This is a genomic window from Collinsella sp. CLA-ER-H6 (assembly GCF_040092305.1).
Classification (GTDB): domain Bacteria; phylum Actinomycetota; class Coriobacteriia; order Coriobacteriales; family Coriobacteriaceae; genus Collinsella.
This window is the reverse complement of the sequence record NZ_JBBNLS010000006.1, coordinates 95960-121065: the sequence shown is the minus strand read 5'-3', so window position 1 is coordinate 121065 and position 25106 is coordinate 95960. Positions and strand designations below refer to the sequence as shown.

18 protein-coding genes and 2 tRNA genes are annotated in these 25106 nt (G+C 63.6%); all 20 read right to left on the bottom strand.

Going from position 1 to position 25106, the window contains the following annotated elements:
- Positions 1-169: 169 nt before the first annotated feature.
- The 20 genes from AAAX77_RS04170 to AAAX77_RS04075 all read right to left on the bottom strand — a co-directional run bounded on the left by AAAX77_RS04170 (position 170) and on the right by AAAX77_RS04075 (position 25105).
- Positions 170-2866, bottom strand: a complete 2697-nt coding sequence (locus AAAX77_RS04170) for a valine--tRNA ligase (protein WP_349104900.1) — start codon at positions 2864-2866, stop codon at positions 170-172.
- A gap of 211 nt (positions 2867-3077) precedes the next feature.
- On the bottom strand, positions 3078-4484 hold the full coding sequence (gene clpX / locus AAAX77_RS04165; RefSeq protein WP_195568249.1) for an ATP-dependent Clp protease ATP-binding subunit ClpX: 1407 nt from the start codon (positions 4482-4484) through the stop codon (positions 3078-3080).
- Position 4485: 1 nt separating this feature from the next.
- Positions 4486-5106, bottom strand: a complete 621-nt coding sequence (locus AAAX77_RS04160; protein WP_022095182.1) for an ATP-dependent Clp protease proteolytic subunit — start codon at positions 5104-5106, stop codon at positions 4486-4488.
- Positions 5107-5269: 163 nt separating this feature from the next.
- Positions 5270-6571 (bottom strand): trigger factor, encoded by a 1302-nt coding sequence (gene tig / locus AAAX77_RS04155; RefSeq protein WP_253276047.1) that lies wholly within the window; start codon positions 6569-6571, stop codon positions 5270-5272.
- An 88-nt stretch (positions 6572-6659) separates the two neighbouring features.
- Positions 6660-6743: transfer RNA gene (locus AAAX77_RS04150), tRNA-Leu, on the bottom strand.
- A gap of 427 nt (positions 6744-7170) precedes the next feature.
- A complete protein-coding gene (locus tag AAAX77_RS04145) occupies positions 7171-10002 on the bottom strand; it encodes a molybdopterin cofactor-binding domain-containing protein (RefSeq protein WP_349104899.1) in 2832 nt (943 codons plus the stop codon).
- Positions 10002-10904, bottom strand: coding sequence for an FAD binding domain-containing protein (locus tag AAAX77_RS04140; RefSeq protein WP_349104898.1), 903 nt, complete (start codon positions 10902-10904; stop codon positions 10002-10004). The genes AAAX77_RS04145 and AAAX77_RS04140 overlap by 1 nt, the downstream gene beginning before the upstream one ends.
- 241 nt (positions 10905-11145) lie before the next feature.
- On the bottom strand, positions 11146-12501 hold the full coding sequence (gdhA, locus tag AAAX77_RS04135) for an NADP-specific glutamate dehydrogenase (protein WP_349104897.1): 1356 nt from the start codon (positions 12499-12501) through the stop codon (positions 11146-11148).
- A gap of 256 nt (positions 12502-12757) precedes the next feature.
- A complete protein-coding gene (locus tag AAAX77_RS04130; protein WP_195193057.1) occupies positions 12758-13153 on the bottom strand; it encodes a DUF3343 domain-containing protein in 396 nt (131 codons plus the stop codon).
- Positions 13154-13168: 15 nt separating this feature from the next.
- Entirely contained in the window at positions 13169-13801 is a 633-nt protein-coding gene (locus AAAX77_RS04125) for a molybdenum cofactor guanylyltransferase (protein WP_349104896.1), read from the bottom strand.
- Positions 13802-13956: 155 nt separating this feature from the next.
- Positions 13957-14053 (bottom strand) — tRNA-Sec (locus AAAX77_RS04120).
- A gap of 36 nt (positions 14054-14089) precedes the next feature.
- The gene (selB, locus tag AAAX77_RS04115) at positions 14090-16057 is read right to left on the bottom strand and encodes a selenocysteine-specific translation elongation factor (protein ID WP_349104894.1); all 1968 of its coding nucleotides are present in this window, start codon (positions 16055-16057) and stop codon (positions 14090-14092) included.
- Positions 16054-17511 (bottom strand): L-seryl-tRNA(Sec) selenium transferase, encoded by a 1458-nt coding sequence (gene selA / locus AAAX77_RS04110; protein ID WP_349104892.1) that lies wholly within the window; start codon positions 17509-17511, stop codon positions 16054-16056. Before selA ends, selB begins: the two co-directional genes overlap by 4 nt.
- A 76-nt stretch (positions 17512-17587) precedes the next feature.
- A complete protein-coding gene (locus tag AAAX77_RS04105; protein ID WP_349104891.1) occupies positions 17588-19705 on the bottom strand; it encodes a molybdopterin-dependent oxidoreductase in 2118 nt (705 codons plus the stop codon).
- Positions 19706-19865: 160 nt separating this feature from the next.
- The gene (locus tag AAAX77_RS04100) at positions 19866-20705 is read right to left on the bottom strand and encodes a formate/nitrite transporter family protein (protein ID WP_349090740.1); all 840 of its coding nucleotides are present in this window, start codon (positions 20703-20705) and stop codon (positions 19866-19868) included.
- Between the two features lie 39 nt (positions 20706-20744).
- A complete protein-coding gene (gene hycI, locus AAAX77_RS04095; RefSeq protein ID WP_215693726.1) occupies positions 20745-21248 on the bottom strand; it encodes a hydrogenase maturation peptidase HycI in 504 nt (167 codons plus the stop codon).
- Positions 21248-21829, bottom strand: coding sequence for a formate hydrogenlyase maturation HycH family protein (locus AAAX77_RS04090; protein ID WP_349104890.1), 582 nt, complete (start codon positions 21827-21829; stop codon positions 21248-21250). Before AAAX77_RS04090 ends, hycI begins: the two co-directional genes overlap by 1 nt.
- Positions 21830-22612 carry an NADH-quinone oxidoreductase subunit B family protein gene (locus AAAX77_RS04085; RefSeq protein ID WP_006234107.1) on the bottom strand — a complete coding sequence of 261 codons (783 nt, stop codon included), beginning with the start codon at positions 22610-22612 and terminating at the stop codon, positions 21830-21832.
- Between the two features lie 2 nt (positions 22613-22614).
- Positions 22615-23331 (bottom strand): formate hydrogenlyase complex iron-sulfur subunit, encoded by a 717-nt coding sequence (locus AAAX77_RS04080; protein WP_349104888.1) that lies wholly within the window; start codon positions 23329-23331, stop codon positions 22615-22617.
- Between the two features lies 1 nt (position 23332).
- The gene (locus AAAX77_RS04075) at positions 23333-25105 is read right to left on the bottom strand and encodes a hydrogenase large subunit (RefSeq protein ID WP_349104887.1); all 1773 of its coding nucleotides are present in this window, start codon (positions 25103-25105) and stop codon (positions 23333-23335) included.
- Between the last annotated feature and the right edge of the window lies 1 nt (position 25106).

The following is a 25106-nucleotide window of genomic DNA, read 5'->3' as shown; positions in this document are numbered from 1 at the left end:
GGCCCTAACACGCCAGTTGCAAACAACAACGTAAACGAACTAGGAGCGGCCCGATGCTTTGCTCGCCGCAAGTTCCGCACGCAAAGGACAGCACTTAATGTGCTGTCCGTCTTGCGCAGGACTGTCCGCAGCGGAGAGCAAAGCATCGGGACGCGCCCCCAAGTTAGACCTACGAGAAGTCAGCAACCTGAGCAGTCAGCGCCGCCAGGATCTCCTTGAGCTCAGCTGCACGGTCCCTCTTCTTCTGGACCACCGCGGGCGCGGCCTTGGCCACAAAGCCCTCGTTGGCGAGCGTCTTCTCGCAACCGGCGAGTTCCTTATGCGCCGCGGCGATCTCCTTCTCCAGGCGCGCCTTCTCGGCCGAAAGATCAACCTTGCCCTCGAGCACCACAAAGACCTCGACGCCGCTGTCGACCACGGCAATGCTCGCAGCCGGCTTCTCGACGTCGGTACCCATGACCAGCGAGGCAGTGTTGGCCAGCGGCTCAATCGTGGAGCGCAGGCTCTCGAGCTTCTCGATGTCCTCGGCACCGGCGCGCACGACCACGTCGAGCTCGGCCTTGGGGCTCAAGCGATAACGCGAACGTGTGGCGCGGGCGGCGGAAACGACGGTGCGGCACAGCTCAAATGCGCGCTCGGCGGGCTCGTCGACATACTTGGCGTAGTCGGCGGGCTCCGGCCACTTGGCGATCATGAGCGCCTCGGCGCGGTCCACGTTGCCCTCGGAATCCAGGTCGAGCACGCTCGCCGGCATGTTGTCCCAGATCTCCTCGGTGACAAACGGCATGAGCGGGTGCATCAGGCGAATGGAGGTGTCGAGCACAAAGATCAGGTTGCGCTGAGCCTGCAGACGGCCCTCGCCCTTCAGGCGGGCCTTGGTGACCTCGACGTACCAGTCGCAGACCTCGTTCCAGAAGAACTGCTGCACGCCGCGGGCCATATCGCCAAAGGTATAGTTCTCAATCCCCTCGGTGACCATCTTCACGGCCTTGGCCAAGCGGCTGAACATCCAAGCGTCGGCCGGCGTCTCCACGACGGGCTCGCCGGGCGTGTAGCCCTCCATGTTCATGAGTAGGAAGCGGCTGGCGTTCCAGATCTTGGTCACAAACGACTTGGCCTGGTCGGTACGCGGGCTGTCGATGAGCTTCTTGGTCTTCTTATCGATGTTCGCGTCGAACTTGACGTCCTGGTTGTTGGTGCACAGCGTCAGCAGGTTGAAGCGCATGGCGTCGGCGCCGTACATGCCAATGAGGTCCATGGGGTCAACGCCGTTGCCCTTGGACTTGGACATGCGGCTGCCGTCCTTGGCAAGGATCGTCGGGTAGATGACGACGTCCTTAAACGGCACCTCGTCCAGGAAGTACAGCGAACTCATGACCATGCGGGCGACCCACAGCGCGATGATGTCGCGCGCGGTGACGAGCGCCGTCGTGGGGTGATGTCCCTCGAGCAGCTCCGGCTTTTGCGGCCAGCCCTGCGTGGCGAAAGTCCACAGCTGCGAGCTGAACCAGGTGTCTAGTACGTTCTCGTCCTGATGCACGTGATGACCGCCGCACTTGGGGCACACATCGGTGTCCTCGGTAAGGGCGTCCTCCCAGCCGCAGTCCTCGCAGTAGAACACGGGAATGCGGTGGCCCCACCACAGCTGGCGGCTGATGCACCAGTCCTTAAGATTCTCCATCCAAGTGGTGTAGGTCTGCGTCCAGCGCGCGGGGTGGAAGGTGACCTTGCCGGAATTGACGGCGTCGAGCGCCGGCCCCTTGAGCTTGTCGACGGCCACAAACCACTGCTCAGAAAGCCACGGCTCAAGCGCGGCGTCGCATCGGTAGCAGTGCATGACGGAGTGATCGAGGTCCTCGACGTGATCGAGCAGGTCGTGCTCCTCGAACCACTTGATGACCGCCTCGCGGCACTCATCGCGGTTCATGCCGGTAAACTCGCCATAGCCCTCGACGACCACCGCGTGCTCATCGAAGATATTGATTTGCGGCAGGTCGTGGGCCTGACCCATGGCATAGTCGTTGGGGTCGTGAGCCGGGGTGACCTTGACAAAGCCAGAGCCAAAGTTGGCGTCGACGTGGTAGTCGGAGAAGATGGGGATCTCGCGGTTAACGATCGGCAGCATGACGGTCTTGCCCACGAAGGCGGCCTTCTCGGGGTCCTTCGGGGAAACGGCGACGCCCGTGTCGCCGAGCATGGTCTCGGGGCGCGTAGTGGCGACGACGATGTAGTCCTGGCCGTTGACCGGCTCGGTCAGCGGGTAGCGCAGGTGCCACAGGTGGCCCTTCTCGTCCTTGTACTCGGCCTCGTCGTCCGAGATGGCGGTGGTGCAGTTGGGGCACCAGTTGACGATGCGCTTGCCACGGTAGATCAGGCCGTCGTGGTACCAGTCGCAGAAGACCTTGCGCACGGCCTGCGCGTAGTCCTCGTCCATGGTAAAGCGCTCGTTATCGAAGTCGACGGAACAGCCCATGCGCTTGATCTGCTCGACGATGATGCCGCCGTACTCGTGGGTCCAGTCCCAGCAGGCGTCGACAAACTTGTCACGGCCAATCTCCAGGCGGCTGATGCCCTCGCTCTTGAGCTTCTTGTCGACCTTGGTCTGCGTAGCGATACCGGCGTGATCGGTGCCGAGCACCCAGCGCGTGGACTTGCCGCGCATGCGGGCCATACGGATGATGGCGTCCTGGATGGAGTCGTCGGTGGCGTGACCCATGTGGAGCTTGCCGGTCACGTTGGGAGGCGGAATGGTGACGGTGCAGTCGCCCACGCCCTCACGGCGCTTGTAGTAGCCGCCGTCGAGCCACTTCTGCAGGATCGCCGGCTCGTTGGTCGACGGATCGTAGTTCTTGGGCATTTCTTCCATATATCTCTCCCTTGCCCATCGGGGAGGAATGTAGGCCCGCCAGGGTCTGCATTCCTCCCCTTAGGTATCGATTACTTCAGTCTGATATGACTTCGCTGAGGCTTAAACAAACACACAGAATAACACAGGTAGTTGGGGTTATTGCGTATATATAAAATAGCCTCCGACCGCGGGTGGTCGGAGGCTATTTGCAAACACGCTTTAGGCTGGTTTAGCCGTAGATGCGCTGGGGCTGCTCTTCGCCCTTGACGGAGGCTTCGGTCACAACGACCTTGGAAACACCCTCCTCGCTGGGCAGGTCGAACATCGTCTGCTGCAGCACGTCCTCGCAGATGGAGCGCAGGCCGCGGGCGCCGGTCTTGCGGGCGAGCGCCATGCGGGCGATCTCGTGCAGGGCGGCGTCCTCAAACTCAAGCTCAACGTCCTCGAGTTGGAACATCTTGCGGTACTGGCGCACCACGGCGTTCTTGGGCTCGGTCAGGATCGACACCAGGTCGTCCTCGTCGAGCGCCTGCGTCTGGGTTACGACAGGCGTACGTCCCACAAACTCGGGAATCATGCCAAAGGCATTGAGGTCCTGCGGGAGCACCTGACGCAGCAGATCATTCTCGTCGACCGAGGTGGGGCCGGCGATCTCGGAGTTAAAGCCCACGCCCTTGTTGCCCACGCGGTCGGCGATGATCTTGTCCAGACCCACAAAGGCACCGCCGCAGATAAACAGGATGTTGGTCGTATCGATCTGCAGCAGCTCCTGCTGGGGATGCTTGCGGCCGCCGGTGGGCGGAACGCTTGCCACCGTTCCCTCAAGGATCTTAAGCAGTGCCTGCTGAACGCCCTCGCCCGAGACATCGCGGGTAATGGAAAGGTTCTCGGCCTTGCGGGCGATCTTGTCGATCTCGTCCACGTAGATAATGCCAACCTGAGCGCGCTCAATGTCGCCATCGGCAGCATTGATAAGCTTGAGCAGGATGTTCTCCACGTCCTCACCCACGTAACCTGCCTCGGTAAGCGCGGTGGCGTCGGCGATGGCAAACGGCACCTCGAGGATGCGCGCGAGCGTCTGGGCGAGCAGGGTCTTGCCGGTACCGGTGGGACCGAGCAGCAAGATGTTGGACTTGGCGAGCTCTACCTCGTCCATATCGTCGTCGAACTGCGAGCCCATGTCGTCGTCAAAGGCAGACACCGCGGCGCCGCCCTCGATCACGCGACGATAGTGGTTGTACACGGCCACCGACATGGCGCGCTTAGCGTCTTCCTGGCCCATTACATAGGCCGAGAGCTCGTCATAGATCTCGTGCGGCGTCGGCACGTGCGTGATGACCTGGCGGTCGTCCTCGAGCTCAAAGCCCTCGGTCTCGGGGTCTACGGCGGGCTGGGATGCTGCCTGGCCGTGGTCGTTGAGGAAGCCCGGCAGCTTGCCGTTGCGGGCGGCGTCCATAAAGTCCGAAGCCAGCGACTCCTCCAAAATCTCGGAGCAGGCGGCGACGCACTCGTCACAGATAAAGATGTTGGTCGGACCCTTTACGAGGCGACGGACCTGCCCCTGCTCTTTTCCGCAGAAGGAGCAGCGGATGGGGTTGCCGTTCTCGTCAAAGTTGTCCTGCATGTTTCCTGCCATCCTAGGCGTCCTTCGCGGCGAGATCGCGCGAGGTGACGATACGGTCGATCAGACCGTAGTCGAGGGCCTCGGCAGCGGTCAGGTAGTTGTCGCGCTCGGTGTCGGCCTGGACCTTCTCGATCGGCTGGCCCGAGGCATCGGACAGGATCTGGTTGAGCTCGCGGCGAGTCTTCTTGATCTCCTCGGCAACGATCTCGATCTCGGTCTGCTGACCCTGGGCACCGCCGCTGGGCTGGTGAATCATGACCTTGGAGTGCGGCAGGCAGAAGCGCTTGCCCTTGGCGCCGGCCGAAAGCAGCACAGCGGCCATGGACGCGGCCATACCGACGCAGATGGTGGAGACCTGCGGCTTGATGAAGTTCATGGTGTCCAGAATCGCCAGGCCGGAGTAGACCTCGCCACCGGGTGAATTGATGTAGAGCGAGATATCCTTCTCGGCATCCTGGCTCTCAAGATGCAGCAGCTGGGCAACGACCAGGTTGGCGCTGACGGAGTTGATCTCCTCGCCCAAGAAGATGATGCGGTCGTTGAGCAGGCGCGAATAGATATCGTAGCTGCGCTCGCCGCGCGGCGTCTGCTCGATAACGTATGGCACGAGGGCGGAATCGAACTTAGCGATCATACGCATCTCCATTTCTCTCTTGCGGACCAAATTGGTTCTAGATAAACGTACGGTGCCCGCATGCTATGCATTGGCTGGCACCGTACGAAGCAACCGGATAACCGGTGTATAACTTTACCCCATCACGGGCGCACCCATGCGCTCGCGGGCAAGGTGGCGAGAATTACTCGGCGTCCTTGGCGGTCTCGTCGACCTCGGTCACCTTGGCGTTCTCGACCAGGTGGTCGACGGCCTTGGAGCGACGGATGGACTCGCGGACGGCAGGCATGCGGCCATCGGCAATGAACTCGGCCTTGGAAGCCTCGACGTCCTTGACGCCGGCCTTCTCGAACTCGGCGTTGATGTCGTCCTCGGTAACCTCAATCTTGAGCTCACGGGCGAGGGCGTCCAGAGCCAGGGACTCACGGGCAACGTCGTTGGCCTGCTTGTGCAGGTCGCCGATGAACTGCTCCATGGTCAGACCGGAAGCGGGCAGCCAGGTGTCCAGAGTCATGCCGCGGGCAGCGAGATTGGACAGGAAGTTCTGGCCAAGCTCCTCAAAGACGGACTGCTCGTAGTCGGCGTCCATCTCGTCGAGCTGCAGACGCTCGGCGAGAGCGGAGACGCAACGGTTCTCCTTCTCGGCCGGCAGGCGGGAAGCCTTGTCCTGCTCGATCTCGATCTTGATGGCGTCGCGCATAGCGTCGATGCTGTCGAAGCCAAAGTCGGACTTGACGAGCTCGTCGGTGAGCTCGGGGGTGTTGCGGACCTTGATGCCCTTGACGGTGACCTCGACGGTGTGGGTCTCGGCCTCCTCGCCCTCCTCGACCTCGTCGGTCCAGGTGACGGTCTTGACGTCGTCAACGTTAGCGCCGATCAGGGCCTCGTTGAACTCCTTGGGGTTGCTGTCGCTACCGGCGATGAGCATACGGCCCTCGGCGGCAAAGTTGTCGGCGTTCTCGACGGCCTTGAGGTCGACAGTGACGTAATCCTCGGCCTCGACGGCGCGACCCTCGACGTCCTCGAAGGTGGCACGGTAGTTGAGGAGCATCTCGACCTGGTTGTTAATCTCAGACTCGGTGACCTCCGCAGGGGGCATCTCGATCTCGACAGCGTCGAAGGAGGAGAGTTCAGCGGCGGGACGCAGGGAGAACTCGACGGTGTAGGTGTAGTCCTCGTGATCCTTGGCGAGGTCGAGCTCCTTGTAGTCACCGTTCTTGGTGGGGACGATGTCCAGCTCGTTGAGGACGGCGGGCTCGTTGGCGGCGATCAGGTCGTTGGTGGCCTGAGCGAGGGTAGCCTCGGCGCCAAGAGCGGAGTCAATGACCGGACGGGGGGCCTTGCCGGCACGGAAGCCCGGGAAGCGGTACTTCTTGGCGGTGTCCTTGTAGGCCTTCTTGATCGCGGCGTCGACGTCGGCGGCCGGGATGGTGACCGTAGCGGTGAGCTTGGCGTCCTTGACGTCAGAAGCGGTGATGTTCAACACGTTCCTCCTCATACTGCCCAGCTTATCTGAGGTGCTGGTACCTTTATGCAACAAAGTGTCGCGACGACCGAGGCCGACGCAGATGCGTTGGTGCGGGCGAAAGGACTCGAACCTTCACGGGAATCCCACCAGAACCTAAATCTGGCGCGTCTACCAATTCCGCCACGCCCGCATGAGCGCACAGACTAGGAATGATAGCAGATACGAACGGCAAGCGCACGCACACCTTTTACAAGCTCACGACCTCACCACGAGTACGCATCGGATCCCCCGCCGCCCCATCGAAGTTGCGGTGGAATAGGGACTGTTTGGGGCTCCAGTCCTCCAAAACAGTCCCTATTCCACCGCAACTTCGGTAGGACTCGGCAGCCTGGCGATGCTGGCCATGCGCCGGAAAGCGTGTCCCAGTTTGGGGCCTCGGAATGGGATGCAATTTCCGCTATAGCCATCAACCGGAAACTGCAACCCGTTTTGAGCCCCTATTCCGGGATGCACTTTCCGCCAAGGCCCTCAAACGGAAACTGCAGCCCACAATTCAGTTGAAAAGTGGGCTGCAGTTTCCCCGGGCTAGGCAATGAGCGGGTACAGCGCCTCCTCGCCTACTCCCCCAGCAGGGCCTTCTCGGGCGTGATCGGCAGCGAGCGAACCTGGTGGCCGGTGGCGTGCGCCACGGCCGAGGCGACGGCGGCGAGCGGCGTGTTGATGACGACCTCGCCGATCGACTTGGCACCAAACGGACCCGTCGGCTCGTAGCTCGGCTCAAAGGCCACGCGAATGCTGCCGATATCCAGGCGCGTGGGCAGCTTGTAGCTCATAAAGTTGCCGGTGCGCAGGCGACCGCGGTCGTCGTGCTCGACGATCTCGTAGAGCGCGTGGCCGATACCCTGGGCAATGCCGCCCTCGGCCTGGACGCGCGCGAGTGCCTCGTTGATCACGGTGCCGCAGTCCACAGCCGCCGCGTAGTCCACCACGGTCACCTTGCCGGTGGCCTTATCGACCTCGACCTCGGCAATGCCGGCCATAAACGGCGGAGGCGAAACGGGCAGGCAGGCAGAGGCATGCGAGGTGAGCGCGTCACCGCCCGCGATGTTCTTGACGCACAGATTGGCAAAGTCGCGCAGCGTGAGGTAGCGGTTCTGCTCGCGCGCGGCACGCTCGTCGGACAGGCGCACGTACTGGCCATCGAAGACCACGTCGGCAGCGTCCACGTCCCACATCTGGGCGGCCTTGGCGCAGATCTTCTCGCGCAGCTCGGTCGCGGCGTTCTTGGCTGCCAGGCCCGTCACGTACGTGCCCGAGCTCGCGTACGAGCCGGCGTCGAACGGCGACACGTCGGTGTCTACGCCGCGCACCACGATCAGCGAACTCTCCACGCCCAGCTCCTCGGCGGCAATCTGCGCCAGGATCGTGTCGACGCCCATGCCGTTATCGGTGGCGCCGGTGCCGATGGTAATGAAGCCGTCTTCCTCCAGGCGCATGTCGATGCCGGCGATATCCACGTTGGAAATGCCCGAGCCCTGCATGGTGAGCGCACAGCCCAGAGCACGCACACGGTCGCCCAGGTCGACGGCCAGCGGCTTGTCGCGCCAGCCGATCATGTCCATCGCGCGCAGCAGGCAGCGGTCGAGCGCGCAGGCGTTGAGCTTCTCGTTGTAGTACTGCGGCATGATCTCGCCCTCGCGCACGATGTTCTTAAGGCGCAGGTCGGCGGGGTCCATATGCAGCATGTCGGCGAGCTCGTTGACGGCACTCTCCACGGCAAACTGGCCCTGGGTGGCACCGTAGCCGCGATACGCGCCGCCGCGGTTGGTATTGGTATAGACGGCGTCCCAGCTAAAGCGGCTCGCCTTCACATGGTTGTAGATGGGCAGGCTCTTGTGGCCCGAAAGGCCGATCGTCGTGGTAGCGTGCTCGCCGTACGCGCCGGCGTTGGACAGCGTGTGCAGGTCGATGGCCGTGATGATGCCGTCGTTCATGGCGCCCAGCTTAACGGTCATCTGCATCTGGTGGCGCGAGTTGCCCGCGGTGATGGTCTCCTCGCGCGTGTAGCAACAGTAACTCGGACGCCCGGTCTGCTGCGTCACAAACGCAACGAAGATCTCGCAGCAGCCCGTCTGCTTGGAGCCAAAGCCGCCGCCGATGCGCGGCTTAATGACCTGCACCTGCGACTGCGGAATGTCGAGCGACTGCGCGACCATGCGGCGCACGTGGAAGGGCACCTGCGTAGAGGTGGTCACCGAAATACGCCCGAACGCGTCGGTCGTCGCGAAGGCGCGAAAGGTCTCCATGGGTGCGGTCTGCGTGGCCTGGCTGGTGTAAGTGCGGGTAAAGACAATGTCGCTCTGGGCGAAGGCCTCGTCCAGGTTGCCAAAATCGCTGGTACCGCTGCACACCAGGTTGCGAGCAACGTCGCCGCCCTGCGGGAACATAAAGGTCACGTCGCCCTCGGGGTGGACCACGATGTCGTTATCGAGCGCCTTGGTAAAGTCGAGCAGCGGCTCGAGCACCTCATAGTCAACCTTGATGAGCTTGAGCGCCTTGTCGGCAGCCTCCTCGGTCTCGGCGGCGACGATCGCCACCTCCTCGTTTTGGTAACGGACGAGGTTCTCGAGAATTAGGCGGTCGTAGGGACTCGGCTGCGGATAGCTCTGGCCAGCGATGGTAAAGCGGCGCTGGGGCACGTCCTCATAGGTGTAGACGCCCACGACGCCGGGCACCTTCAGGGCGCGCGACGTATCGATGGAGCGGATCTTGGCGCGGGCATACGGGCTGCGCTTGAGTTTGACAATGAGCGCACCGGCGGGCACCATATCGCCGGTGTAGACGGGACGACCCTCGAGCAGGGCCTTCGAGTCCTTCTTGGGCTGCTTCTTGGTGATCTGCTTGTACGCGACACCGTCGGAGCTCGTCTCGTTGACGGGCAGCTCGGGCATCTCAAAGCCAACCTGCACGCCAGACTCATTGAGGAAGCGCACGATGGCGCGCAGCTGGCTCTCGTAACCGCTGCAACGGCAGAGGTTGCCGGCGAGCTGGCGCGAGAGTTCCTCGCGCGTGGCGACGAGGCTCGGGTCCTCCTTGGCGGCGCGGGCAAGCGCCAGCACGTTCATGATGAGGCCGGGGGCGCAAAAACCGCACTGTTCGGCGCCTTCGGCAGCCATCGCACGGGCCAGCGCCTCGGATTCGGCCTTGAGGCCCTCGAGCGTGGTGACGGAGCGGCCCTCAACGCGCGCGGCGGGAACCGAGCAGCTCAGCACCGGGTCGCCGTCGAGCCACACCGTGCACAGGCCGCAGTTGGTGGTCTCACAGGCGCAGCGCACCGACGCGCAGCCCTGCTCGCGCAGCAGCGCAAAGAGCATGGTGTCGGGGGCAATCTGAACCTTGACCTTGCGGCCGTTGAGCGTAAAGGAAAGATCGATGAGTTTGGCAGCCATTAGCGCACCTCACTAGAATCGACGCCGGGCACGCGGCGGCAGGAATACTCGTCCGTGGCGAACTTAGGCACTTGCACGGTCTCGAGCTCGCGGGCAAGCGCGGCCGAAAGCTCGATGCCGGCGGCGCGACGCAAAGCCTGGATGGCGAGCGGGGCCGAGATGCGACGGCGGTAGTCTGCCGAGCCCCACAGGTTGGTGCCGTAGCTCAGCGCGCGTACGGACGCGGCCAGGGTGCGCAGCTCGTCCTCGGAAGGCTGCTCGGCGGCAAGGCCGCATGCCTCGCCCTGCAGCAGAGTCGCGCGCAGCGGGCGGGCACCCACGGTGACATGCCAGCTGTTGTCCCACCAGGCGGCGGTGACGTTTAAGGAGGGGAAGTCGGTCGCGGCCTTGCGCACGGCCTCGTAGCTCGCACGGTAGTCGTGCTTGACGACCACGATGTGCTCGATCACGTCGCGCACGTAACCCATGTCCACGAACTCGGCGAGCGGCACGCGGCCGGCGCCCGTCAACTCAACATAGGAATCGAGCGCGAGAAAGGCGGAGAGAACGTCCGAGAAGCCAAAGCGGCCGTAGATGCTGCCACCCACCGTGGCGGTATTGCGCAGCTGCACGCCCACGATATCGTGGACGGCGAACTCAAAGACGTTGTTGACAAGCGCGTTGAGCTCGACATGGCGCTCGAGCTGGCGCAGGGTGCACATGGCGCCGATGCGAAACTCGGTCTCGGTCTCCTCGATCTGATCGAGTCCGCAGGCAGAAAGGTCAATCGCCGTCGCCACGCGACGCGAACCCAGGCGCATCCAGATGCCGCCGCCCACAATCTTGTTGTTGCGGTTCTTCTGTAAGAGCTCATAGGCTTCGGCCGCGTTTCCAACACGGACGTAGGTACCGAACTTGAGCACGTTCTCCCCCATCTCTTCACTTGTCCAGTACTTTTAAGTGTACCAAACGAGGGGCCGCACACCGTTTTAGGACAAAATCCACCCACCCATCCATAACTTGCGGTGATATACGGACTGATTAGCCGTTCTGGGACGCAAAACAGTCCGTATATCACCGCAAGTTATGAGGAGTCCTCCGGGATAGAAAAGGCTCCCAGCCAGATAGCTGGGAGCCTCATCGCATGCTATGTCGAGCGAAGATTTAGCAGACGCCCTGGGCGAGCATAGCGTCGGCGACCTTCAGGAAGCCGGCGATGTTGGCGCCCATGACGAAGTTGCCCTCCTGGCCGTACTCCTTGGCGGTGTCGTCCACGTTGTGGAACATGCCACGCATGAGCTGCTCGAGCTTGCCGTCGACCTCCTCGAAGGTCCAGGACAGGTGCTCGGCGTTCTGGCTCATCTCCAGGCCGGACACGAGAACACCGCCGGCGTTGGCAGCCTTACCGGGCATAAAGGCGACGCCGTTCTCCTGGAAGTAGGTCGTGGCCTCGATGGTCGTGGGCATGTTCGCGCCCTCGCCGACCACCTTGCAGCCGTTGGCGACGAGTGCCTGGGCGTCCTCGAGCAGCAGCGTGTTCTCGCGAGCGCAGGGCAGCGCGATATCGCAGGGAAGCTGCCACACGCCGCGGCCGTCGCCCTCGTGCCACACGGCGTTGGGCTTCTCGTCAACGTACATAGCGAGCGTAACGCCCTTGTCGTGGCCAGAGCGCTTCTTGTTGTAGATGTGCTCGAGCACGGTGTAGTCGATGCCGTCGGGATCCTCGACCCAGCCGTGGGTATCGGAGCAGGCGAGCACCTTGCCGCCGAGCTGAGTGACCTTCTGGACCGCGTAGATAGCGACGTTGCCGGAGCCGTGAACGACGACGTTCTTGCCCTCGAAGGAGTCGCCGCGGCTCTTGAGGTACTCGTCCACAAAGTAGGCCAGACCGTAACCGGTGGCCTCGGTACGGGCGAGCGAGCCGCCAAAGGAGAGGCCCTTGCCGGTAAGAACGCCGGTCCACTCGTTGGTCAGGCGCTTGTACTGACCGAACAGGTAGGCAACCTCGCGGCCGCCAACGCCCAGGTCGCCGGCGGGAACGTCGGTGTTGGGGCCGATGTGGCGATAGAGCTCGGTCATGAAGGACTGGCAGAAGTGCATGATCTCGTTGTTGGACTTGCCCTTGGGGTCAAAGTCGGAGCCGCCCTTGCCGCCGCCCATGGGAAGGGTGGTCAGGCTGTTCTTGAGGATCTGCTCCAGGCCCAGGAACTTGAGCATACCCAGGGTGACCGTCGGGTTAAAGCGCAGGCCGCCCTTGTAGGGTCCAATGGCAGAGTTGAACTCGACGCGATAGCCGCGGTTGACCTGAACCTTGCCCTGGTCGTCGACCCAGGGAACACGGAACATGACGATGCGCTCGGGCTCGACGAGGCGCTCCAGCAGGGCGGCCTCCTCGTACTCGGGGTGGGCGTCGAGCGCCGGCTGGATGGTGCCGAGGATCTCGGTCGCGGCCTGGATGAACTCAGGCTGCTCGGGATAGCGGGCCTTGAGCTCTTCGAGAACTTTCTGCGTGTAGCTCATGCTTCCTCCAATGATGGGAAACGAAAAATGTTGATCGCGGCACCCTATGCGCCGCGAACTTTATCGAGTATGGATAATATCGCACTGTTGCGGGAAAGTTTCGCATAAGCAGACGGGCAGATGTTTCGTTTTGATTACGATGCAGGTAAAAGCGTTTTTGAGTGCCTGACATGCAAAACCCGTGTTTCAAACCTGTTTCGTCCACGTGTTCCAAACCACAACAAAGGCGCCTGTCCCCAATGTGGTGGTGTGGTGGTTAGAGGACGAGCTGATGGTAGTCGGCGGGGGTTATGCGGCCCTCGGTGGCGGCGCGGAAGGCGGCGAGAGCATCGCCCGAGAACGGCATGGCCCAGCACAGCCCGCAGCCAGCGGTGATGGAGCCGGGCAGCGGCATGATGCGCCCGGGCACGCCGGCATCCAGGCAAAGCTGCTCGCACTCCATCACATCGAAGGTGCTGTCGAACGAAACGATAATCTTGCGCTCGTGGTCGAGGGCATCACCGGACGGGCCTTCGCGATGTGCCTCGCGATACGCCGCGGCGGCCGCTTCCTCTTCCGCAGTATGTCCACAGCCACCGCAGCCGCAGGTACAGGGCTCGGAACCATCGCAAGTGCAAGGCTCTCCCGTGTCGGGACAAATATCGTGAGACATGGCAACTCCAATCGTCTAGGCGAGTAACTCGGCCGCCGCAAACTCCTCGGGCGTATTGACGTTTTCGAAGCAGAGCGTCGAGCCCGCGGCCTTAACGATCTGCGGTTCATCCATATAACCAGCCTGAACGCGATTGATCAGGCAGCGAATGCGCTGGCGGTCGCAGGCGAGCAGCTCATGGGCGGCCGGCGCACACGCGTCACGGCGCCAGACGGCGCAAAGCGGCTCAATCCCCCGCTCCTCGCACGGCACGCACACGTCGAGCGCCTCGGCCTCAACACGATCGGCGAGCGCGCCGATGAGTTCCGGCGAGACAAACGGCATATCGCAGGCGACGATCGCCACGAACGGCAATCGCGCCGCGGCCAACGAGCTCGCGATGCCGCGCATGGCACCCGCCGGCCCCTCAAGGTCCGACACTATTCGCGGCACCAGACCGCCAAACGTGCGCTCCTCAAGATAGGCAAGCTCGCTGGGGCGCGAAGTCGTCACGACCAACTCGCCGGCAACTGTCGCCAGCCGACCCAGCACGCGCTCGATGAGCGGTTCGCCGCAAAACGTCATGCGCGCCTTATCGCGGCCCATGCGTGAGGACAGCCCGCCCGCTTGGACGACGCAAGAAAGATCGACCCGTCTTACGATAGTCATACGGCAAAACACCTCCATCGGCATGCTCGAAACCCGACACACGAAGCCAGATACCGTCGCCGATAAAGCGGGCGGCACGGCAAACCCACGCAAAAACAAAACAGCGCCTTTGCGGCACGCAGCAAGACCGCGAGCACAAAAGCGCTGGTAGCGTATGGCGGAAACGTATGTGAATCGAACACATCCAAGACGTTTTGCACGCCTCGCAACGGTTTTGAGGACCGCGGAGCCCACCGGAGCCCATCCGTTCCCAAGTGCGGCGGTATTTTACCAAACCGAGCAGCCAATCTAGCGTAGGGACCTCAGGCCGCCGGCATCCTTGTCGAGGACTGTGAAGCGTACGGCATCCAGGTGCTCCAAGATGCTGATGGCACGTTTGCGCGACACGCCCAGGGCCTCGCGCAGCACGCTCGTGGTGGCAGCGCCGCCGGCTGCCTCAATGGCGGCGGCGACGAGTTCGCGCGCATGGGCCTCGGCGGTAGTGGACAGGGCAACGTCGCGTTCGACCTTAACGATCGAGCGGTTGAGCGAAAGCTCGCGCAGGGCACGCGTCATGGTGTCGCGGCCGAGCTGCAGTTGTTCGCCTACCTCGGGCAACGTCGGCGCATCGAGGCCGGCCCCATCGAGCAGCGCCACGATGCGCTCACACGCCTCATGCACCACGCGTGCCGCCGCGGCGGCCGAATGCGGATCGAATACCTCGGCGCCCTCGGCGGCGCACACGCCACGCGAGCAGCCCTCGGCAATCAGAGCCGAGGCAACGCCTTCATCAGCGGCAGGCCACGCAGCATGGGCAACGGCGCCAGGCGTAAAGCCCGTCTCCTTGGGAGCCGCCGCGTGCATGGCTGACAGGGTCGCCGCCAGCGCATCCATAGCGGCGTCGAGCGCGGAAGAATCTGCATACAGCGAGCCATCCGAGCCAGCAAGCGCGCAAGCAGCGCCCTGCGCCACCAGCCCGCGCAGCGCGGTATCGACCTCGCCGATACCAAGATCAAAACCCCTAGCAACATCAACGGCCGCAACCGGCAACGTCTGCAGCGCCAGCCACGCCTCAACACCAGCGGCGATATCGCCGGCCTCAAGCGCCACATACAGCGCACGCTCTCCTTCGGCAAGCTCGCGCGAACGACGGCAACGCGAAAGCAGCACACGCCCGCCGCCAATGAGCATAACGGGCGAATACGACAGCACCACAGCATGGTCTCCGGCTCGCAGCGGCAACGGCTCCTCCAAGCGCACCTGCACGGTACGGGTCTCGCCCACCGCCATGGGGGCCTCGCCCTCCAAAAGCATGATGCGGCCGACAACCTCGGCCGTACCCGCCATCACGTGCACACGCGCGCCCGACTCGAGCACGCGCGGCTTGGCACCCTCGCGACCCAGGTAGGTGAACGTCATCATAAAGCGTAACGTCTGACCAAAACGGTCTGCCACGCCCAGCATCTCGCCGCGGTCAAGTGCCGCGACACCGTCACCAACCAGGTTGAGCGCCACGCGTTGCCCAGGCAGCGCGCGCGGCGTATCGCCATGCACCTGAATCCCGCGCACACGACAGACCGTACGCGATGGCAAAGCCATCAGCTCGTCGCCCACCGCAACCGGCGCATCGTGCAGCGTTCCCGTCACGACGGTGCCGACGCCCTTAATCGTAAAGCAGCGGTCAATCGGCAGGCGAGGCGCGGCATCGCTCCGCTCGGCACGGTCGCGACAGGCATCCCAGCAAACACCCACCTGCTCGTCGAGCACCGCAAGCAGCCCGTCGATCCCCTCGCCCGTCTTGGACGACACGGGCACGATCGGCGCGCCCGCAAACACGGTACCCGACAAAAAGTCATCGACATCGAGCTCGGCAAGCTCGGTCATCTCGGCGTCGGCCAGGTCGCACATCGTCAGCGCGACCACCATATGCGTAACGCCCAACAGCTCCAGCACATGCACGTGCTCGCGGGTCTGCGGCATTACGCCCTCGACGGCCGAAACCACCAGCACGCCCACGTCGATACCCGTGGCGCCCTGCACCATGGCGCGCAAGTAATGCGCGTGGCCCGGCACGTCGACCAGGCCAACGATCTTGCCGCTCGGCAGCGCCAGCTCGCCAAAGCCCAGCTCCACGGTCATACCGCGACGGCGCTCAACCTCCAGACGGTCGGGATTCTTGCCGGTCAGTGCCTCGATCAGTGCCGACTTACCGTGGTCGACGTGGCCCGCCGTGCCAACGATAACGGGACACTCCACCAGCGCTTTAACCTCACTCATCGAGCAATCGCCTTCTTAACGCACGCGACGAACGTCGTTGCCGCCGTCTCGATATCGCGGTCGCCCACGAGCGTACGCACGTCAAACAGGACGCGATCGTGCGAGGCGCGCGTGACGACCGGCGTGTCGAAATCTTGAACGAGCGAGCGCTTGAGCGCGTCGACTGTCAGGCGCTCGTCAACAAGACGCACGGCCACGCACATGGTGGGCAGCTCGACGGTAGGCAGCGAGCCGCCGCCGGGAGTCGACGACTCCTCGACGATTTCCAGCTGCACGGCACACGGGCAGCCAGCCTTATCGAGGCCCGCCACCATCAGCTCGCGCAGTTTGCGTGCGCGACGCTCCAGATGTGTCTGCGGAAACGTGAGCATGTTGAGCACCGGCACCTCGCGATGGGCCACATCCGCCCCATCCATGTAAATGCGCAGTGTGGCCTCGAGCGCCGCCAGTGCGAGCTTACCCGGACGCAGGGCACGCATAAGCGGATGCGACCCGCAGGCCTGGACCAGATCGCGACGGCCCATGATAATGCCCGCCTGCGCGGCGCCCAGCAGCTTATCACCCGAGCACGACACGATATCGAGTCCCGCCGAAACCGAAGCCGGCGTGGTTTCTTCGCCACCGCGCACCAAGATGTCGTCGGGCAACAGCGCGCCCGAGCCCTGGTCCTCGTAGAACAGCAGGCCGTGCTTATGGGCCAGTGCGGCGAGCTCCCTTGAGCTCACTTCCTCGTGAAAACCCTCGATGCGATAGTTGGAAGGATGGACCTTGAGGATCATGGCCGTATCGGGTGTGATGGCTTGCTCATAATCTGCCAGGTGCGTGCGGTTGGTGGCGCCGACCTCGACGAGTTTGGCGCCCGAAGCCTCCATAACATCGGGGATACGGAAGCTGCCGCCAATCTCGACAAGCTCGCCGCGGCTGACGATAACCTCTTTGCCCGCAGCATGAGTCGCCAGCACCAGCAACACTGCGGCGGCGTTGTTGTTGACCACAAGCGCGTCCTCGGCACCGGTGAGAGAGCGAATCAGCCGCGCGGCGTGCTCCTTGCGCGACCCGCGCGAACAGGTGTCGACGCTGTACTCGAGCGTGCTATACCCGCGCGCGACCTCGGCCACGGCTTTGGCAGCTGATTCCGCGAGCGGGGCGCGACCCAGGTTGGTATGGATAACCACACCCGTGGCGTTGACGGCGGGACGCAGGCTCGGCAGCGCGGAGCGATGCGCACGCCACTCGATGGCCGAGGCCAGCTCGCGCTTGGAACGCGGGGCGGCGCCGGCACGAATCGCGGCGCGCTCCTCGTCGAGCTCGGCCGTGACGGCGGCATGCACCACCGCGTCGCAGGTCTCCCCCGCCGCCTTCACAACCGGCCACTCTGCGAGCAGCTCGTTGACGGAGGGAATGGCGCGCAGGCGGGCGCGCACCTCATCGGACATGTTCTGGCTATCGCTCATGTGCGGCCTTTCAAAACCAAAGGTGAATCAATCGTTCGAATGTCAAACTATCAGCCAATTCGATCAGCTGAGTCAATTACTCGCTATTATCCTCGCGTGCCGCGATCTTTTCCACGCGAACGGCGTTTTCCTGGGTGAGCGCAGCGCCCGTCAACGGGTCCCAACGCAACGGCGTATGGTCGAGCGGGCCCACGCCCAAGGCTTGAGCGCCACCGGCATCGGCGCCAAACGAACGCCCGCCGGGAGCGGCCGAGGTGAAGATGCACGCCGGATGCAGATAGGGCGTCGTCTCCACGCGCACGCGGTCGCGGCCCATGTCGCTCACGAGTTCGACGATCTCGCCGTCGGCGATGCCCATGTGCGCAGCAGCATCGGCATTCATCTGCACGGCATCCAGGTCCGACCCAGCCTCGGCGGCACCGGCCGCCGCGAGTCTGCGCGAGGTATGTGACTCAAAGGGTCGATTGCCGCTAATGAGGCGAAACATCCCCGGGCTGGGCTCCACCATCGGCGCAATCCAGCCTGGCACGCGCCCCAGGCCGGCTCGCTCCCATACGTCACTTGCCAGCGCAATCTTGCCGCCGGCGAGCGGAATCACCGGCTCGCCCGTGCGCGTCGGCAGCGCCACGCCGGTGTCGGCCCAGCCGTGCTCCTTGAACTCGTCCAAATCGATCCCAAAAGGCGCCACCTGGGCAGCCGCCAGATCGTCAGACGTAAACTGGAAGTACTCACCCACGCCACACGCCTGCGCCAGACCGGCAAAAATCTCCCGACCGGGACGCGTGTCGTCATGCTGCACAGGCAGCACGGCGTTGCGGTAGAACACGCGCGCATCGTTAGCGCCCACGACCGTGCCTACACCGCGGTCGGCCTCCAGATACGTCACGTCGGGCAGCACGAAGTCGGAAGCGCGCGCCGTCTCGGACCAGCGAATGTCAATCGTCACGAGCAAGTCGAGCTGCTGCAAAATACCCAACCAAGCCTGTGCATTGCCATAGCCCGCACCAGGGTTACTGGCATAGACGATGAGCCCACGCAAATCGCCGGCAAGAATCGACTGACCGATGGTCGTGCACAGGCCGCGCACCGGATCGACCAGCGGATAGCGCTCGGACCCCAGCTTGGGCCCGCACGGCACCGGCGGCGTCGCAAAGCGTGCGGGATCGAGGTCGCCCAACACAAGCGGCGTGGGCGGGTTGAGGGCACCGCCCTCATGCCCGATGCAGCCCAGCAGCACATCGACCAAGCAGATAGCGCGCGCGGTCTGGGTGCTATTGGCATACGCGATGCCGATGCCACCATGAAAGCCTGCATCCACCACAGCGGCAGGCGCGGCGGCAGCTAGCTCGCGCGCCGTGGCGACAATCTCTGCGGCCGGCACGTCGCACATCGACTCGGCCCACTCGGGCGTCCAAGCACGGGCCGCCTGCGCCAGCTCGTCAAAACCCGTAGTATAGCGGTCCACGAACTCGTGGTCGTACAAGCCCTCGGCAATCAACACGTGGACAATACCCAACAGCAGCGCCAAGTCGCAGCCCGGACGCACGCGGAGCCAGCGATCGGCAAGCGCGGCCGAGCCGCTGCGCCGGGGGTCAACCACGATGATCTTCGCTCCGCGCCGGCGCGCATCGTTGAGCGCATCAACGGTCCCCATCGTCGACGAATCGACAATGGAACGCCCCAGGTACATGATGCAGCCGGTATGCGCAAGGTCGGAGGCGGGACTATAACCCAGGCTGTGTTCCCAACCGGTAAGTCGGCTTACCTCGCAGGCGCCATCGGCACCGTACACGTTGGGCGAACCCAACGCATGCATAAGGCGATAGGCCCAGTAGCGGTCGAACGAGGGAACGCCGAGCGTCATGCCCAGCGCACGGGGGCCGCACTCGTCAACAATCCCCAAAAGACGCTCGGCAATCTGAGCAAACGCCTCGTCCCAGGTAATCGCATCAAACCCCGAGCCATCCCGGCGGCGTCGCATGGGGTGCACAATGCGGTCGCGCTCGTCAAACGGCATTGCCAGGCGATGCCGTCCGCGGGCGCACAGGGCACGCGCCGCGCACGGATGCCCCGCAACCGGCAGCTCAGCCACCACACGTCCATCCTCAACATGGGCCGCAAAGGCGCAATCGGCATAGCATCCCCCGCATGTCGTCACCACGGAGCGACCGTCATGCATAACTATCGATGCCATCTCGACTATTCCTTCCAGCTCAGGGGTTCAAGCCCCACCGCACCACAGCTCTGCCACCAGCTGCCGCGACGCAAAACCCGCAGCATCCACCGCAGCAAGACACGAAGAGCCTCCCAAAAGGCAAACGCCCCTCGGGAGGCCCGTACGTGATTCCGGCTTATTACGCCTCGGACTTCTTGGCGTAGACAAACCAGTAGCCGAGCGCGATCAGAACCGCACCGCCCACGATGTTGCCCAGCGTGGCGGCGGACAGGTTAAACGCAATGCCCGCAGCGTTGAGCGCATCGGCGCCGGCGACGTCGGCACCATAGCCGCACGCGTGCATCACGGCACCCATAGGCAAAAAGTACATGTTGGCGACGCAGTGCTCAAAACCGCAGGCCACAAAGGCGGCGATGGGCAGCAGAATGCCCACAACCTTATCGACCACGGTCTTACCGGCGGTACCGATCCACACGGCCAGGCACACAAAGATGTTGCACAGGATGCCGCGGAAGAAGATCGTCACCCAGTCGATCGTCACCTTGCCGGCGGCGACGCTCACCATGGAGTTGGCGACCGCCTCGCCGTTGAGCTTATAGATGCCGGCCATGTACACCAAAAAGACGATGAACAGGGCACCGACAAAATTGCCGACCCACACGACGACCCAGGCCTTAAGCATCTGAACCAGGGTGATCTTTTTGCTCTTGAGTGCGCAGACCATAAGCGAATTGCCGGTAAACAGCTCGGCGCCGCACACCAGCACGAGCACCAGGCCCAGGCAAAAGCACAGACCGCCCACGACGCGCTGAGCGCCCCAGCCCAGCGTGCTATCGCTCAAGAACACGGTAAAGAACAGGCCGCCGAAGGCGATAAACGCGCCGGCGAACATTGCCAACAGAAAGGCCTTAGCGACCGGCAGGTTAGCCTTGGTCACGCCGGCGGCCTCGGTCTTGGCCTCGATCGCGGCGGGCGCCAGGCAATCGGGAGAGGGGTACTCCACCTTGGAATCTGCCATGTCAATCACTTCTTTCCTAATCAGCAGGAACAAGCGCTCCTATTGCTCTTGCCCCAAGCGGACAAAGTGGGAAAAGTCGTTGGCGGCCACGGCGTCGTACACGGCGTCGACGGCCTCAAAGACTTCCGGGGACATGGGGTTGTAGAACTCCGTGTCGCCCGGCTGAATCCCGACGAAGACGATATCATCACACGATTGCTCAATCTCTTCGATCAGAATCGACAAAGGAAGCGAATGCGTGGTGAACATCGATTTGCGCGCGACGTCGGTCTTATCGAGCAAGCGGATGGCGCCGACGGGCAGCGCCATGTCGGCGGCATCGACCAAAACCAAACGCGGCGGACGCTCGCGCTTGACCTCGATGATGTCATCCTCGGGCGTCTGACCGCCGTCGATGGTGTACCAACCGGCGATAGGCGTGTCCTCCATCTTTTTGGAGAGCACGGGGCCGGCGGCATCGTCGGCGCGCAGCACGCTTCCCGCCGTGAGCACGATACCCGCAAATGGGGCGCCGTTCACACGACCATCCACAACGCGACCCATTACTGCAACCTTCCCGTCAGATACACGCCCGACACATCGCGCACGCGCACCACCAGATCGCGGAACTTCATTAAGAACGCGACCTGCTGGGCATGCAGGCCAAAGTCGTCGTCGAACACCGAAATGCCAGCCTTGGCAGAACCGCGAAAACCGCGCTCGTCGAGCAGCGCATCGCAGGCCTCGAGCAGCGACGGCACCGCCGCCTTGTCGAGCTGGCACTCACCAAAGGAGCGGATGGCCTCGAACTTGGTCTTGGCCTCCCCCTCCGGCAGCGCATCGACGAGCGAATAGAACACATCCACCGGCACCGACAGGCGCGGCTCAAAGCAATCGAGCACGCCGGTGTGGTGGCCCACGGCGAGCGTGTAGTACAGCACGTCGCAGGCCTCCTGGGGAACGTCTTCCTCGGTCTCCACAAACTTACGCGTGAGCTCATAGAAGACCACCTGGTCGGGCGCGTGGCCCAGGCAGGGGTCGGCGACGCCCTCGGCGGCCTCGTCGCTTGCGCGCGAGGCATCGCCAAAAGAGCCGCCGAGCATACCGGGGCCCGCAAAGTAACCAGAGCGGTCCGTGAGCTCCATCTAGCGACCTCCGGCCAGCACCAGATCCTGCAGCGCCGAGTATACCTCGACGCGGCGCGGATCGTCCTGCTTGTCGATGAGCAGCGCCATGGCACCGCGGATATCGCCCTTGGGCGCGCCCTCGAGCGTATCCATAAACTCGTTGGCCAAGTCGCGGCCGTAACGGTAGCCGCTCATGGCGCGAGCTTCGCGCTCAATGGCAACGCGCAGCTTGTACGGCACGCCGGGGTGCAGGATATCGGCCTGCTCGCCGGCGGCCTCCACCGTGGTCTCGGCATGGAGTTTTTGGTCCAGCAGACCAAGTGCCATGGCAAAGCCGTAGACGGTCTGCGCGGGGCTGGGCGGGCAGCCGGGGATGTAGACATCGACCGGCAGAATCTTGTCCGTGCCGCCCCAGACGCAATAGTTGTCGTAGAAGATGCCACCGGTGCAGCCGCACGCGCCATAGGACACCACGATCTTAGGATCGGGTGCGGCCTCAAAGGCGCGCAGGGCCGGCATGCGCATGGCACGCGTCACGGCACCGGTGTACAGCAGCACATCGGCGTGACGGGGCGAGGGCACGACCTTGATGCCAAAGCGCTCGACGTCGAAGACGGGCGTGATGGAACCGAAGATCTCGATCTCGCAGCCGTTGCAGCCGCCGCAGTCAACACGGTAGACATACACCGAGCGCTTGATCTTCTTAAGAAGGGTCGCCTTGGCCTTCTCGATGCTCTCGTCGAGCTCGATCTTGGTCGGGCGGTACTGAAGCCGCTCGGGCAAAAGCGTGGGTTCGGCCATGGTTACTCCTCCTTCGTATCAAAATCCATGATGATGCCCTCGACCGGCGCAGGACCGGCGGGAATCTCGGGCGCATCGGGGTTGAGCTCGCGGTCGATATACTCCGGGTTCACGCCGTGGCCGCCCAGATACTCCATGCCGGGGCCCTGGGGCTCGCCGGACGCAAGCGTCTCGTTGGCAGCCATGCCGTGTGCGTTGCCGGTCTTTACGGCCGAGGCGGCGCGCAGGGCGTCGAGCTCGCGCTTGCATTCCTGGCACATACCGACGGTACGGGCGGCCTGGATGGCCTCCATGCCGCCGGTCTTTTGCAGCAGGCGCTTGGCGTAGTCGATTTCCTTGTGCGGGGCAAACGGCTTGCCGCAGCGCGAGCAGTGCTCGAGCGTGTAGACGCTCTTGCTGGTGAGGTCGTCCTTGCTCATGACGGCCAGCTCAAACTCCTCGGTGAGCTTGATGGCCTCCATGGGGCAGGCTTCCTCGCAGCGGCCGCAAAAGATGCAGCGGCCGTAGTCAATCGACCAGGTAATGGTATCGGCCGCAAGGTCGGTGTCCATGCGAATGGCATCGGCCGGGCACGCCACGCCGCAGGCTCCGCAGGCGATGCAGAGCTCGGCATTGTGCTCGGGCTTGCCGCGCATGTCCTTGTTGGTGGGGAACGGCGCAAACGGGTACTTGACCGTCGCGTCGCCGGCCTTGGCGTTAACCTTCCAAAGCTTCAGCATATTAGAGCGCCTCCTCATCGAGCGGAGCGGCCATGGTGCCCTCGCCCGCAAGCGGCGACTTGTCGCGCCAGACGTTCTCGAACTGCTCCTTATCGAGCACGTGGTCGCGCTTGGCGGCGACATCGGTCACCGTCACGCGGTCGGTGCAGGAGTAGCACGGGTCGAGCGAGCCGACGATCAACGCCGCGTCGCCCACGGTGTTGCCGCGGAACATGTAGCGCAGGACCGGCCAGTTGCTGTACGTGGCGGCCTTGGCGCGCCAGCGGTAGCACTTCTGGTTGTTGCCGAGCATGGCCCAGTGCACGTCCTCGCCGCGCGGCGCCTCGGTGGCACCGATGGCGTACTTGTGCGGGGTGTACCCCCAATCCGTGGTGAGGATGGGGCCCGACGGGCAGTTCTCGAGCATGGTCTCGATCATGTCGATCGAGTCGTAGACCTCCTGGATGCGAACGGCGGTACGGCCGAAGGCATCGCAGGTGTCGGCCGTGGCGGCGTGCATCTTTTGGACGTCCGGATCGGCGTAGCCGTCGAAGGGATGGTCAAAGCGCACGTCGCGGGCATAGCCCGAGCCACGCATGAGCGGGCCGACCGGCGAGAAGTCACGTGCGATCTTGCGGTCCAAGATGCCGATACCGCTCGTACGCTCAATAAAGTTGGGCGTGGAGAGCAAGACGTCGACGAGTTCCTGAACCTCGGAGCGCAGCTGGTGGATGGTCGTGAGCGTGGAAAGCTTCTGCTCGGCCAAAATGTCGCGACGCACGCCGCCGATCACGTTGAGGCCGTAGGTCTTGCGGTGACCGGAGAGCTTCTCGGCCAGGTCCATGGACTTCTCGCGGACGCGGAAGAACTGCTGGAAGCCGGAGTCGAAGCCCGTGTAGTGCGACGCCAGGCCAATGTTGAGCAGATGCGAGTGCAGGCGCTCGACCTCGAGCATGATGGCGCGGATGTACTGGGCGCGCGGCGGGACATGAATGCCCTGGGCGCGCTCGACGGCCTCGGCATAGGCCACCGAGTGGGCGCAGCCGCAGATGCCGCAGATGCGGTCGGCGAGGAACGTCACGGCGTCATAGTTCAGGCGCGTCTCAGCGACCTTCTCCATGCCGCGGTGCACGTAGAACAGACGGTAGTCGGCATCGACGATCGTCTCGCCCTCAACGAACAGGCGGAAGTGGCCGGGCTCGTCGGAAGTAATGTGCAACGGGCCCATGGGGACGAGCGTCGTCTCCTTGCCCTTGGTATCGGCCAAGAACTCGTAGTTTTCCATGTCGCTCGCGGGAGCGGGACGGAAGCGGTAGTCCATGGAGTCCTTGCGCAGCGGGTACAGGCCGCTGGGCCAATCGTCGGGCAACACCAGGCGACGACGGTCGGGCAGACCCTCGGGAATCAGGCCGAACATGTCGCGAAGCTCGCGCTCGCCCCACACGCAGGCGGGGACAAAGGGCGTCACGGACGGGAACGTCATCTTGGCGGGATCGACCTCGGTGCGCACGGTCACCCAGCCGGGGTCCTCCCCCTCCATGGAGATGACGTAGTACACGGCGTAGCGACCGCACAGACTGCGCTCGTCGTTGCCGATGATTACGGGAATCCAGCCGTAGCGCTCGTAATACAGGTAGTGGACGGCCTCGGGCAGCTTGTCCTGCTTGACGGTGATCGTCAGCTGGTCCTCGCACTGCCATTCGACCTTCTCGATAGCGCCCGGCACTGCGGCGCGCAGGGCCTCGACGTGGCTTTCGCAGCGACGAGCGTAGTCCTTCTTTTCAGGTTCTGCCATG